General features: G+C 44.4%; 10 protein-coding genes. 8 read left to right on the top strand and 2 right to left on the bottom strand.

Going from position 1 to position 14,133, the window contains the following annotated elements; all coding sequences use genetic code 11:
- Window positions 1–54: 54 nt before the first annotated feature.
- From ENLAB_RS05410 to ENLAB_RS05390, 5 genes are all read left to right on the top strand, one after another.
- Window positions 55–1,521 (top strand): glycoside hydrolase family 1 protein, encoded by a 1,467-nt coding sequence (locus tag ENLAB_RS05410; RefSeq protein ID WP_244352979.1) that lies wholly within the window; start codon window positions 55–57, stop codon window positions 1,519–1,521.
- Between the two features lie 36 nt (window positions 1,522–1,557).
- Window positions 1,558–2,967, top strand: coding sequence for a response regulator (locus ENLAB_RS05405; RefSeq protein ID WP_077452030.1), 1,410 nt, complete (start codon window positions 1,558–1,560; stop codon window positions 2,965–2,967).
- Between the two features lie 137 nt (window positions 2,968–3,104).
- Window positions 3,105–4,004, top strand: a complete 900-nt coding sequence (locus ENLAB_RS05400; protein WP_081117913.1) for an ROK family protein — start codon at window positions 3,105–3,107, stop codon at window positions 4,002–4,004.
- Entirely contained in the window at window positions 4,001–6,271 is a 2,271-nt protein-coding gene (gene yicI / locus ENLAB_RS05395; protein WP_244352978.1) for an alpha-xylosidase, read from the top strand. The genes ENLAB_RS05400 and yicI overlap by 4 nt, the downstream gene beginning before the upstream one ends.
- Window positions 6,272–7,735, top strand: a complete 1,464-nt coding sequence (locus ENLAB_RS05390) for a glycoside hydrolase family 43 protein (RefSeq protein ID WP_244352977.1) — start codon at window positions 6,272–6,274, stop codon at window positions 7,733–7,735.
- Window positions 7,736–7,793: 58 nt separating this feature from the next.
- On the opposite strand, the gene ENLAB_RS05385 is transcribed toward ENLAB_RS05390, so the two are convergent.
- Together ENLAB_RS05385 and ENLAB_RS05380 are read right to left on the bottom strand one after the other, a co-directional pair.
- Window positions 7,794–9,590 (bottom strand): sensor histidine kinase, encoded by a 1,797-nt coding sequence (locus ENLAB_RS05385; protein ID WP_244352976.1) that lies wholly within the window; start codon window positions 9,588–9,590, stop codon window positions 7,794–7,796.
- Window positions 9,587–10,192, bottom strand: coding sequence for a YesL family protein (locus ENLAB_RS05380; protein ID WP_077452020.1), 606 nt, complete (start codon window positions 10,190–10,192; stop codon window positions 9,587–9,589). The genes ENLAB_RS05385 and ENLAB_RS05380 overlap by 4 nt, the downstream gene beginning before the upstream one ends.
- A gap of 235 nt (window positions 10,193–10,427) precedes the next feature.
- Here ENLAB_RS05380 and ENLAB_RS05375 point away from each other — a divergent pair, with 235 nt between their 5' ends.
- The 3 genes from ENLAB_RS05375 to ENLAB_RS05365 are packed head-to-tail and all read left to right on the top strand — an operon-like array spanning window position 10,428 to window position 14,087.
- A complete protein-coding gene (locus ENLAB_RS05375) occupies window positions 10,428–11,369 on the top strand; it encodes an ABC transporter permease (RefSeq protein WP_005228459.1) in 942 nt (313 codons plus the stop codon).
- Between the two features lie 15 nt (window positions 11,370–11,384).
- On the top strand, window positions 11,385–12,317 hold the full coding sequence (locus ENLAB_RS05370) for a carbohydrate ABC transporter permease (RefSeq protein WP_005234069.1): 933 nt from the start codon (window positions 11,385–11,387) through the stop codon (window positions 12,315–12,317).
- A gap of 21 nt (window positions 12,318–12,338) precedes the next feature.
- The gene (locus tag ENLAB_RS05365) at window positions 12,339–14,087 is read left to right on the top strand and encodes a type 2 periplasmic-binding domain-containing protein (protein ID WP_096741639.1); all 1,749 of its coding nucleotides are present in this window, start codon (window positions 12,339–12,341) and stop codon (window positions 14,085–14,087) included.
- The last annotated feature ends 46 nt before the right edge of the window (window positions 14,088–14,133 follow it).

The raw sequence follows: 14,133 nt of genomic DNA, 5'->3' as shown, positions 1-14,133 counted from the left end.
TACGATAAAATGTAACCGATTTAACTCGGTTTAGGAATTGAAGGAGGCAACTTGATGTTTCACACAAACTTAGATCCTTTCCCAGAAAACTTCTTATGGGGGGCGGCTTCGGCGGCCTATCAAATTGAAGGTGCGTGGGCAGAAGACGGCAAAGGTCCGTCGATTTGGGATACCTATGCCCAAATTCCCGGCAATACCTTTGAGGAAACCAACGGCAAAGTAGCGATCGATCATTACCATCGGTACAAAGAAGATGTTGCTCTGATGAAACAAATGGGCTTGAAAGCCTATCGTTTCAGTGTGGCATGGTCACGAATCTTACCTGATGGCGAAGGCGCGGTCAACGAAGCGGGTGTGGCGTTTTACGAAAAGCTGGTGGACGAATTGCTTCGGCAAGGAGTAGAGCCGATTTTGACGCTGTATCATTGGGACCTTCCCCAGGCTTTGCAAGACAAATACTTAGGATGGGAAGGCCGAGAAACAGCAGAAGCATTTGAACGGTATTGTCGGATCCTTTTTGAACGCCTAGGAAAGAAAGTCACCTATTGGGTCACCATGAATGAACAAAATGTCTTCACTTCTCTTGGGTACCGTTGGGCGGCACATCCACCAGGCTTGAAGGACTTAAAACGGATGTATGCAGCCAATCATATCATCAACCTTGCCAATGCTAAGGCGATCAATTTGTTCCATGAGCTGGTTCCTCAGGGCAAGATTGGTCCAAGTTTTGGCTATGGTCCGATGTATCCGTTTAGCTGTGACCCAGAAGATGTGCTGGCTGCAGAAAATGGCGAATCCTTCAACAACGCGTGGTTTTTAGATGTCTATTGCAAAGGCGAATACCCGAAATTTGTCTACAAGCAATTAGCCAAAGTTGGCTTGGCTCCTGAAGTCACTCCAGAAGATCAAGCACTATTAAAACAGGCAAAACCTGATTTCTTAGGAATCAATTACTATCACGGTGGGACGGCCCAGCAAAACAATTTGCAAAAGCAGTCAGCTGAAAAGAAAGAATTTTCTAAAGTCGATCCGTATTTGATGCAAGCGGCAGCTGGTGAGTTCTCACCCGAAGAAACCATGTTTGCGACAGCAGAAAATCCTCACTTGAAAAAAACGGATTGGGGCTGGGAGATCGATCCCGTTGGTTTCCGCGTAGCCTTGCGACGCATCCAAGCCAATTATGACTTGCCGATTTTTATTACTGAAAATGGGTTAGGCGCTATCGATCAATTGACAGAAGACAAACAGATCCATGACCCCTACCGCATCACCTATTTGCAGGAACATCTGGTGGAACTGCAAAAGGCCATCACGGATGGGGTTGAGCTGATCGGCTATTGTGCTTGGTCCTTTACAGATCTACTGAGTTGGTTGAATGGATACAAAAAACGCTATGGGTTTGTTTATGTCGATCGCGACAATCAAAGCGAACGTCAGTTGGCGCGCATCCCGAAAGATAGTTTTTATTGGTATCAAGAGGTGATTCGCACCAACGGGGCAAGTTTGACAAGTGAAACATGATGTAACGAAGGAGTAGCTGAAAATGGAGGTTGGAAAATGCGTAAAGTGTTGATCGTTGACGATGAAGCATCGATCCGAAATGGACTGCCTCTGATCATCGATTGGGAACGTCTGGGGTATCAAATCGTCGGGTCGGCGGAAAACGGCGAAGCTGGCTTGGCGATGATCCGTGAATTGAAGCCAGACGTTGTGATCGCTGATATCCGTATGCCGGGAAAAAATGGTCTTGAGATGGTGCAAGCAGCATCGGAGGAAGGTCTTTTGTTTTTTGCCATTATTTTGTCCGGCTACTCAGATTTTGACTATGCCAAGCAAGCGTTGCAACTGGGCGCTGTGACCTATTTGCTGAAACCAGTTGATGAAGAAGAGCTGATCGGTATTTTGACGAAAATCGATCAAAAAGCCAAGACCGATCAGCAGAAAAATCAGAAGAGTCAGTTGATGGAGAAATTGTTTGGCGGGGATCAAACGGGGATCAAAGAGGCACAAGCCATCAAGCTATTGCGACTTCCCGAGGAGGCAGATGCCCAAAAGCTGGTTGAGAAATTGCAGGAGCAAGTGGCGCAAGTCATCACCTTGATCCATCGGCATCATCGGTATTTGGTTTTGTTAAACGAGGAACGCTTTCCCGACGAGGCGATCGATACGTGGTGCCGCAAAAAAATGGCTCATCAAGAAATCTTGATCTCCCGCTGGTTTGCGGCGCAAGATAACTTGAAGCCATTGATGATCGACATCCAGACATTGAGTAAATTGATTTTCTTATTTCCCAATCAAGTCATTTCTCACCATGTTTTGGATACGACCCAAGAAGCAGAAGAACGAAGCGATTTGCGTGAAGAATTAGTAAAAGCGATTTTGGCAAACGATCCGTTGGAACAGCCGTTATTCCGCTATTATCAAACCTTTTATCATTCATTGGCATTGGAAGAAGAGATCAAATGGCAAATCAATGGTGACATCGAATGGTTGCAGCATCAAATCAGTGAAAAAGTAGCCTTAGCAATCGAATGGTCGACAGACGAAGTGCATCAGCAGATTTTTCTCGCCCAAACGTTTCCGATGCTGCAAGAGGTCATCGCCGAAAAACTAGCAGCCTTGCAAGCAACAGTCGCCAGCAGTTTGAACCAAATCGATATCATTGCAGAATTGATCCAATATACAAAAAAGCATTATCAAGAAGATTTGACCTTGAAAAAAATCGGGGAACGTTTCAATTACAATAGTGCCTATCTAGGCAAGAAGTTTCGCAAAGAAACCGGTAAAAATTATTTGGCGTTCTTGGATGAAGTGCGAATGGAAAAGGCGGTGGAAATCTTGCGTCATTCCAATCTAATGGTCTACGAAGTCGCTGAATTGGTAGGCTACAGCAATGTTGATTATTTCTACAAAAAGTTCAAACAATACCATCAGGTTTCACCAAATGAGTTTCGGAAAAATGAATAACCACAAAGATGTCCGTGATTTTCTACGGACATCTATTTTTTAGGGTAACGATGACTAAATTGCTTGGTAGGCTTTCTTTTTTTTCTTTTATATAATTTAGATGAAACTGTAAGCGCTTTTCGAACGGAGGAGGAGAAATGACAGATGTACGCCTGTGCTTTGATGTAGGCGGGACCTATATCAAATTCGGGGTTTTTACCGAGAAGAATCAATGGCTGGACCGAGGCAAAATCAAAACCCCGAGTAATACCCGGGATGAATTTTTTGCTGCCTTAGCTGCCAAAATACAAGAAGTCGAGCAAGCGCATGTTATCGAAGGGATCGGGCTGAGTTTTCCTGGTTTCATTGATTCAGTCAATGGCCGAGCGATCATGGCGGGGGCGTTGGCTCCTTTACACGGCTGTGCTGTCGTACAAGAGCTGCAGCAGCGTTTAACTAAGTCCTATCCGATCTGGATCGAAAATGATGCGAAATGTGCTGCTTTAGCAGAACTTTCGACCGGCAATGCTACTGACGTACAAGATTTTGTCATGATTACATTAGGCACCGGTATTGGTGGCGCGCTCGTTCATCAGCGCCAGTTGATTCACGGGAATGGGTTTCGGGCAGGAGAATTCGGGATGATGATCACTGATTTTCAAGCATCTTCTTTTGCGACCCTCCATGATCTAGCTTCAACGAGAGGACTGATTGCTGCCTATCGACGGGCAAAAGCGATTCCTGAATCAGAGGAGATTTTAGGCGAAACCATCATGCAGCAGCGGTCGAGTGACCCTGAAACGCAGGAGATTCTGAAACAGTGGGCACGTTATGTCGCACTTGCGATTTACAACCTAGCTGTCACGATGAATCCAGAAAAAATACTGATCGGCGGCGGCATCAGCCAAAACCCTGATCTATTAGCTATAATCAAACAAGCAATCAATGAGAACCCCCATTGGCCGGATTTCCAAGTGCCGATCGAGACTTGTCGTTACTATAATGATTCTGGTCTGTTAGGGGCGTTGACATTGATCCAACAAGGAGGAAAAAAATGAAATTTTCAGATGGCGGTTGGTTATTTCGTGAAGGATTTGATGTGAAATTTGCGGTGCATGTCTACGATGCCCGTAAAGAAGAAAACAAATTGGTCTTATATCTGCCTTATAGCTATGTCGGGCATAAAGGGGCAACACTGGATGGCGGATTGTTAACGATGGAAGTCACTACCCCTAGAACCAATATCATTGGGATCACCCTCTATAATTATAAGGGAGTCCAAGCCAAAGCCCCCGATTTTGAATTGATGACAGAAGAAATCACTCCTGATATTTCAGAAGATGAGCAATCGTATGTTTTTCGCACGGGAGACTTGCAAGTCGTGATTAGCAAAGAGGAAAATGTGACAGCTTCGTTTTATTACAAAGACCAGCTGATTACCCAAAGCAAACCTCGCAGTAAAGCCTTAGTGATTGATCCGCAAGCAAATACCCATATCAGCGAACAGTTGACTCTGGATGTGGGAGAAACGATCTATGGTTTAGGGGAACGCTTTACAAATTTCGTGAAGAACGGCCAAAGTGTTGATATTTGGAATGCCGACGGGGGCACTGGTACGGAGCAAGCTTACAAAAATATTCCGTTTTATGTAAGTAATAAAGGGTATGGCGTCTTCGTCAATTCACCAGACCGGGTGCAATTTGAAGTAGGGAGTGAAAAAGTTTCTCGTGTTCAATTCAGCAATCCAGGACAATCGCTGCAGTACTTTGTGATCGCCGGTGATGAGTTAAAACAAGTGATCCAGCGCTACACTGATTTGACGGGGAAACCGTCGCTGCCGCCTGCGTGGTCCTTTGGGTTGTGGCTAAGTACCTCGTTCTTGACGGATTATGATGAACAAACCGTAACATCTTTTGTAGACGGTATGGCAGAACGTGAGATTCCCCTTGAGGTCTTTCATTTTGACTGCTTATGGATGAAAGAATACGAGTGGTGCAACTTCACGTGGGACGAACGAACTTTCCCAGAACCGGAAAAAATGCTGCAGCGCTTGAAAGCCAAAGGATTGAAAATCTGTGTCTGGATCAATCCTTACATTGGGCAAAAATCCCCCTTGTTTGACGAAGGGATGGCCAATGGCTACTTTTTGAAACGCGCCAATGGAGATGTCTGGCAATGGGACAAATGGCAAGCAGGTTTGGCGATCGTCGACTTCACCAACCCTGAAGCGGTCGCTTGGTACAATAGCAAGCTGCGTTCCTTATTAGACATGGGTGTGGATTGCTTCAAAACGGACTTTGGGGAACGGATTCCCACCGATGCGGTGTACTATGACGGCTCTGATCCAGAAAAAATGCACAATTATTACGCCTACCTATACAATAAAGTCGTCTTTGACTTGCTGAAAGAAGTCAAGGGAGCAGAAGAAGCCATCGTTTTTGCGCGGGCAGCTTCGGTTGGTTCGCAACGCTTGCCTGTACACTGGGGTGGCGACAGTACCTCAGATTATCCATCGATGGCAGAGTCACTGCGGGCAGGTCTGTCCTTTGGGTTAGGCGGCTTTGGGTATTGGAGCCACGATATCTCAGGGTTTGAAGCTGGTTCAACCCCAGACCTTTACAAGCGCTGGACACAATTTGGTCTGCTGTCTTCCCATAGCCGTTACCATGGCAGCTGGGAATACAAAGTGCCATGGGTTTATGACGACGAAGCCGTGGCGGTAGCCAAAGCCTTCACCAAGTTAAAATTGTCCTTGATGCCTTACTTGCAAGCCCAATCGGTGCTAACCGCCCAAACGGGGATTCCGATGATGCGGGCGATGGTCTTAGAGTTTCCTGAAGACGAGATGACCCATCATTTGGATCGCCAATACATGCTGGGGGAACACCTTTTAGTTGCACCCATTTTTAATGATCAAGGAACGGTCTCCTTTTACGTACCGAAGACGAAGGGGCATTGGATCGACTACTTATCTGGCAAAGCCTACGAGGGCGGACGCTGGTACCAAGAAACCTACGATTATTTCCACTTGCCACTGTTAGTCCGACCAAATCAACTGATTATCGAAGGCCATGAACAAACCAAAGCAGTCTATGACTATGCCCAACATCCAACGATCCATCTCTTTGATCCGCAAGACAAGACCGCTGCCGTTATCTATGATCACCACGGTGAGTGGCTTGGCGAGGTGGCTGTCGAAAGAGTCGATCAAGAACTGATCGTCAAGCTGACTGGCATCCAGCAAGCATCCTTGCAGATTCACACGACTGCTGGAAAAACGAGCCATGAGCTGACCGCTGACCAAACCACGATAAAGGAGTTCTAGATGCCCATGCGAACCATCACGAATCCAATTTTGCCTGGATTTCATCCAGATCCCAGTATTTGCCGTGTCGGTGAAGACTTTTATCTGGTGACGAGTACCTTTGAATATTTTCCTGGATTACCAATCTATCACAGTAAAAACTTGGCAGACTGGCAGCTGATTGGCCATGGACTTTCGCGACCTGAGCAGCTGCAGCTATCGACTGAAAATCCCAATGCTTTTGGTCTGTATGCCCCAACCTTACGTTTTATCAAGGACCGCTTTTACCTCGTTTGCACCAACGTTGGCGCAAACGAAGGAGGAGAAGGCAATTTTCTGATTTGGACGGATGACATCGCTGGTGAATGGTCTGACCCGATTTGGTTGGACACCCCTGGGATCGACCCGACGATTTTCGCAGATGACGATGGACAGACCTATTACTTAGGCACCCATAAGGAAATCTATCTGCGGACGATCGATTTGGCTTCTGGAGAACTAGGTCCGCGCCAAAACATTTGGACGGGCAGCGGAGCGGCTGATCCAGAAGGCCCCCACTTGTATAAAAAAGACGGCTATTACTACCTGTTGATCTCCGAAGGCGGAACGTCCTATGGGCATATGCTGACCATGGCCCGCAGCCGTTCCTTGACGGGACCCTACGAAGCATGCCCCAACAATCCAGTGATGACCAATCGCAGTACGAATCTGCCTCTGCAAGCTTCAGGGCATGCGGATCTCGTGCAAGATACTAAAGGCAACTGGTGGGCAGTCTGTCTAGCAGTACGCCCCATCAGCTATCCTTTGAGGCATTTGTTAGGGCGGGAAACATGCTTGCTGTCAGTAGACTGGTCAAACTCATGGCCGGTGTTTGGCGAAAAAGGTCATTTGCCAGAAACCATTCAGGTAGACACAGCGGCAGCATCAAAGGAAACACGAAAGGAGAGCAGCAAGCCTGATTACGTGACTTTATTCGAATGGGACCCTGCGTTGATTGAAGAAGAGCCGCATGGCTTCTTGCTGCATCCTAATCAGACGGGTCTGTCTGATCAAGGCAAACTAGCGGCTGTGTTCCAACGACAAACCGCCTTTGAGCAACAATTTCAGGCAACCTTTGATTGTCGGCAACTAACGGATGGACAAGTGGGATTGACGGTTTTCTTAAATGCCACCCATCACTATGAGGGATACCTGGAAAAAACAGCGACCAGTCAGCAGCTGGTTTTCCGCCGACAAATCGGTTCCTTATGGAAAGTGGAAAAGAAACTGCCTTATGCAGCCGATATGGTCACCTTGCAGCTGAGCGCCGATAAAGAAACCTATCGTTTTTCTGTTCTTGATGAACAAGGACAAGCACAGCCTTTAGGCAGTGGAGAAACAAAATATCTGACTACTGAAGTCGGTGGTGTCTTTACTGGAATCATGGTGGGCTGTTACGCCAGTGCTTCTTCACCACAACAAACCGTTCGTGTGCGGGATTTCTAATCAATCAAAAGCCCCCCTTCGATTTCTGAAACAGGAATCGAAGGGGGGCTTTACTGTTTTAGCGAGGAGAAAATGAATCTTGGCTTAGATCGTGGATCCGCAAGGTGACTTGTGTGCCGCTGCCCAACACACTCTCGATCATTAAGCCGTATTCAGGTCCATAAAACATTTTGACCCGATGATTGACATTGGCTAGCCCAATGTTCTTTTTGGCATGGGTGGAGGGCGTCTTGATTTTTTGCTGCAAGTGTTCGAGTTTTTCTGGCGGTATCCCGCTGCCGTTGTCTTGTACCACGATCACCAGATCATGGCCGTCTTTGGTGATCGTCAAACGGACAAATCCTGGATAGGTGATGCCTTCCAAGCCATGGGAGATGGCGTTTTCCACCAATGGTTGAATCAGGAGGGGCAATATTTGGACCTCTTTTTGGTCGATCTCATTGGAGACTGAATAGGAAAAGTTGACTCGATCGCCAAAGCGCATCCGCTGGATCTTGACATATACGTGAACGGCATCTAAGGACTCTTCTAAACTTGTTCGCTTGGTTCCGTGGGCTTCTAGCGTATAGCGCATCGATTTTGCCAGTAACTTGATGGCATAAACGACGTCAGAATTGCCGGAAGTCAGCGCCATCATGCGAATCGTTTCTAACGTATTGAACAAGAAGTGGGGATTGATTTGCCCCGCTAAGATATTAAATTCCATTTGCTGCTGCTGAGTCAACAGCTCTTGCTGTGCCAAACGTGAACGGTAGATCTCTTCTTCTTTTTTCTTGATTCGTTGAATGATCTTGTGGAAATCAAGAGATATCTGTGAAATCTCGTCTTCGCCGCTAATATTTTGAAAGAAATCATAATCCTCGATCGAGGCAAAGTAGACCGCCTGCTGCAGTTGAGAGATTCGTTTAGTAAAGAATCGAGCAAACAGAAAGACGATGATGAAAGTAGTGATCAAAATTACCAAAACGATCGTGCTCCAACGAATCAGATTGGCGCGTAGATTGCGATAGGCATTGGTATCCGCACTATAAATCGTGATGATATCTTCTTTGTTACTCATGGGTAAGGTGCTTTTGGTCAGCATCACCTTGGTACCATCATTTTTTAAAAAGGCAGCACTCGTTTGCGGCTCAGAAAGAGCTGTCAGCTGTCCCGGTTCCCCAACTTGATTGATTTTGTCGCTATAAAAGATGACATCATCATTTAACTGTAATTCCAATTCATAGGATGAATTACGAAGTCGGTTACTGAGATAATTGTAATCGACTTGGATCTCCAAAACGGCAGTTTCTTTTGATAAAGGCAAAGGCAATGTTTTATAAAGACTCAAACGATTTGCTTTGTAATCCTCTGGCATCGTCATCAAAAAAGCATCGGGTTGCTTGAGAGCTCTTTGGTACCAGGCGGTCGCTTGGATCGTGTCATCTGCCTGTTGAAAATATTTATAGTTCGGAATGGTTTGATTCGTCGTATAGATGGTTAATTTCGCAATCGAGGTTTGAAGATTTCTGATCTCATCTAGCTGATCATAGCTATTGATGTCCACGATCGCTTCTTGGTCGTCAAGGTAATTGGCAGTTAAAAGCTGACGTAGATGAGTATCGTTTGATAAGGAACTCGCCGTGTTGGTCAGCGTGTTTGTTGTATCAAAAAGAACAGATTTGACACGCTGAGCATTCAACTCTGCCAAGTGTTGGTAATTGCCTGTCAGCTGTTTGGTTGAATCGTAGACCAATAAGAGACCAATAGTCACTGTGGATAAAAAAACAACAGGTAGATAAAGAATGAACAATTGTCGCCGAATGGAAAACTGACTCAGACGACGAAAAAGTGAGAGATGACTGATTCTTTTCATGCTTGTTGATTACGAAAGATAGAAAGCAACAGGAACGAGCTACAATAAATAACAAAAGAAAAACCAAAAATCAACAAGAGGAATTTAAACAACGGAAATAAAACAACAAAACAAAACGCAGCGATAGGAATAAGCGCGAGGGCTAACGAACGGATAGGGTCCGCGATCGGTAACAGAAACGCGTTTTTTAATGTTTGCCTAAAGCTGTTTTCATAACGTCCAATTAACGCGAGGCAATAGACTAACACAATAAACAGATAAATAGCTGTAACTATTAGAACGAAGGCAAAAATACTGGCAAGAATGGTTTTTGAGGAAAACCAAAACAAGCTACTATACAGTAGTGCTACCATGGGCAACCCAAGAAGGAGAAAACTACCGGTGGCTTTCATAAAGTTTGCTCGTAGCGCTCGGACATAGCCCACGATCAATTCACCACGCTCTTCATCCGCATAACGAATCGTCACTTCATAAAGGGCAGCTGTCGCAGCTCCAATCGTAATAATTGGCAAACAGCTAACGATATATAGTAAATTTAACAATGTGAATTGTGAAAAAACGGTGGTTATTTTGTACAGTTGACCATCAGGATTGTACTTCATTTTTATCCCTCCAAAATTGATATATTCCTATAGTACTCGCAAAAAACAAATATTGAAAGCCTTACCATTTAGGTGTCTTTTATCTGAAACCTTGATATATCAGCATTCTTTGTAAATAAAAGAAAAATAAAGTCTAAAATGTACGGATTGACCTCTATTTTTAACAGGTGGCAAATAAGATTTCAGGTGCTAGTATTAAAAATGTAAAAGCGGTTACAAAAAAAGGGGGAGGAAAATGGAAAGTAAATTAAGCAGTGTCCCAAGAAAAAATAAGCGGGTGACACGAGAAGGGAAGATTTTGTTTTTATGTATCGTTCCCTTCCTGATTCTCGTGTTTTTGTTCTCTTATTTTCCTTTGCACGGATGGATTTATTCACTTTATGATTACAAACCAGCATTAGGTTTAGCGCGCAGCGAGTTTGTAGGCTTCAAATGGTTTCGACTTCTTGTCTCTAGTCCAACACAAGTGGATCAGATCGTACAAGTAATGAAAAACACCTTTGCCATGAGTTTTTTAGGGATCGCCACTTCGATCCTACCAGTAGGCTTCGCCATTTTACTGAACGAAATCAAGTGCAAATGGTTTAAAAACTTGGTACAAACGCTGACCACGCTGCCAAATTTTATCAGTTGGGTTTTGGTGTATACGATCGCCTTTAGCTTGTTTTCTTCAACAGGGCTGGTAAACACGTTGCTGCAAGAATGGGGCTTCGTTACCGATCCAGTCAAATTTTTGGATAGCGGCAATCATACATGGCTGATGATGTGTCTTTGGAATATTTGGAAAGGCTTGGGCTGGGGTGCCATCATGTATCTGGCAGGCATTTCAGGAATTGACCCCGAATTGTATGAATCGGCACGAATCGATGGGGCGAATCGTTTCCATCTGATGCGTCATATCACACTACCTGCCTTGATGCCGACGTTCCTTGTGATGCTGATGCTGTCTATCGCCAACTTGCTGAACAACGGGATGGATCAGTACTTTGTTTTCCAAAATGCATTCAATCGAAATACGATCCAAGTCCTCGATTTGTATGTTTACAATTTGGGGATGGGCGGAAATAGTCTATCTCTGGCTACCGCGATCAGTATGCTAAAAAGTGTCATTTCTGTTGCCTTATTAGCCATCGTCAATATTGCTTCGAAAAAAATTCGGGGGACTTCCATTATTTAGGAGAGGAGGATATCTATGGAACTATCGATTAGTGAAAAGAAAAAGGCGAAAAAAGTACCCAAACGTGAAAACCTGACGTTTAGTATCCTCAATTATACCTTTTTCTTTCTGATTACGTTGATTTGCGCGTATCCTTTTTATTACTTGATTATTAATTCAATCAGTAATAATGAGTTGAGTGCGTTAGGACAAATTCGCTTTTTTCCACAAGAGATCCATTTTGAAAACTACAGTCAAGTGTTACAACTAAAAGGGTTGCCATTAGCCGCAACCGTTTCGGTGGCTAGAACGGTGATCGGAACAGCAGCAACCGTCTTAGCTTCAGCCTTCTTAGGCTTTATGTTTACCCAAGAAAAAATGTGGAAACGAAAATTTTGGTATCGCTTTGTCGTGATTACAATGTATTTCAATGCAGGGCTGATTCCATTATTCATCACCATGAAGACATTAGGTTTAACGAATAATTTTTGGGTCTATATTTTGCCGGCTGTCGTTCAGCCTTTTAACATCATCTTAGTGAAAACCTATATTGAGTCAATCCCCAAATCGTTGCAAGAAGCAGCTGAAATGGACGGAGCTGGCATCATTCAAGTATTCTTTCGGGTAATATTACCCAACTGTACGCCGATTTTAGCAACAGTCGCAATCTTCTCGGCAGTTGGTCAATGGAATTCTTTCCAAGATACACTGATTTACATTACGGATCAAAGTCTCTACTCCTTGCAATACCTTCTTTATACGTATATCAATCAAGCCAATTCGTTGGCACAAATGGTCAAAAATACATCGGGATCACTTTCCAGCATCGCTTCAGCAGCGACAACGCAGACGCCGACTTCGATTCGCATGACCGTTTCAGTCATTGTTGTTTTACCAATCATGTTCATTTATCCGCTATTCCAGAAATATTTTGTCAAAGGAATTATGTTGGGTGCGGTGAAAGGTTAATAAAAAGAAAGAGGGAAGAAAATGAAAAAAATGTCGAAATATGTAACAACAGGTTTGTTAGGCATGACATTGCTAGGTAGTTTAGCCGGCTGTGGAGGAGCGGCTGAATCTGACACAGACGCTGCTTCTAGCGAAAGTGGTTACGATGAGACGATTACGATCGATGTCTATAATGGGTTAGCCAACTATATGGGGATGCAAGAAGGTTGGTTTGCCAAAATCGTGCGAGATAAATTCAATATGGAATTGAACATCATCGCACCAAACGTTGCTGGAAACGGAGATACCCTTTATCAAACGAGAACGGCAGCAGGCGATTTGGGCGATTTGATCATTGTTGATAATGGCCAACAATACAACGAATTGGTTGAAGCTGGTTTGTTGACAGATGCGAGCGAGTATTATGAAACTATGGAAAATGTTCAGCGCTTCGATGCGGCTGTTCAAAATCTAAACAAAGATGCCGATGGTCTATATGGCTTTCCAACTTCCGTTTCTACATTAAAAGCCACCGATCCTTCAGAAGGATTAGATCCTACATTTGGTGCTTATGTGCGTTGGGATCTTTATGGGGAGCAAGGATACCCAGAAATCGGGACACTTGAAGACCTGCTTCCTGTGATTCAAAAAATGCAAGAAGACAATCCAACAACAGATTCTGGGAAAAAAGTTTATGGGTTTTCTCTATTCAGCGATTGGGACGGCAACATGATGAATGCAGGCAAACAGCTGGTCACCTATTATGGGTACGATGAATTAGGATTTGTCTTGGCAAAAGCGGATGGTTCTGATTATCAAAGCATTCTCGATAGTGATTCTGAATATATTCGCGCACTTAAGTTTTATTTCCAAGCCAATCAAATGGGCTTAGTAGATCCAGAATCAACGACGCAAAATTACGATACACTTTTCGCCAAATTCCAAGAAGGACAAGTCTTATTCTCATGGTGGCCTTGGTTAGGTCAAGCGGCTTTTAATACGACTACGAACTTGAATGAAGGAAAAGGCTTTATGTTGGCACCGATTCAAGACCAAAAAATCTTCTCTTATGGTGCGGAAGTTTACGGTGGCAAACAATTTATCGGGATCGGTTCAAATGCCGAAGACCCAGAGCGAATCGCAGCCTTTATTGACTGGCTCTACTCTTCAGAAGGCGTGTTAGCAAATTCTTCTCAAACAAGCGGTAGTAGTGGCCCTGAAGGCTTAACTTGGGAAATGAAAGATGGTGAGCCTGTCTTAACTGAGTTCGGAAAACAAGCGTTGCTAGATGGCGATGGGGATGTGCCAGAAGAATATGGTGGCGGAAGTTACAAAGATGGTGTATCCGCACTAAACGTCAATACGGTATTACCGATCGATATCAATCCTGATACCGGCTTCCCATATGCTTACACAATGTGGGAAAGCTATCAAAATGAAACAACCGATCCTGTAAAAGAAGATTGGTCAAAAAATATGGGTGGTGCAGAATCGACCATTGGCTATTTAGAGGAGAACGACCAATTGTTAGTTGCCCCTGGTGCCAGCTATGTAGCGCCAGAAGATAGTTCAGAGATCTCTACGTTGCGGAATCAAGCCAAGGCGACGATCATCGAGTACTCTTGGCGAATGGTTTTTGCCAAAGATGAAGCAGAATTTGACCAATTGCTAAAAGAAATGCAAGAAACAGCAGACGGCTTAGGCTATCAAACAGTGCTAGAATTTGACATGAATAATGCGAAAGATCAAAACGAAAAACGGGTAGAAGTAGCAAAAGAATTTGGGGACTAATCAAAAACAAAGAATCATAAAAATGGTTGGTCAATGGTTCCTTGAC

Origin of the sequence: Enterococcus innesii, from assembly GCF_022846515.1 — a bacterium.
Classification (GTDB): domain Bacteria; phylum Bacillota; class Bacilli; order Lactobacillales; family Enterococcaceae; genus Enterococcus_D; species Enterococcus_D innesii.
This window is presented reverse-complemented; position numbering and strand designations above follow the sequence as displayed.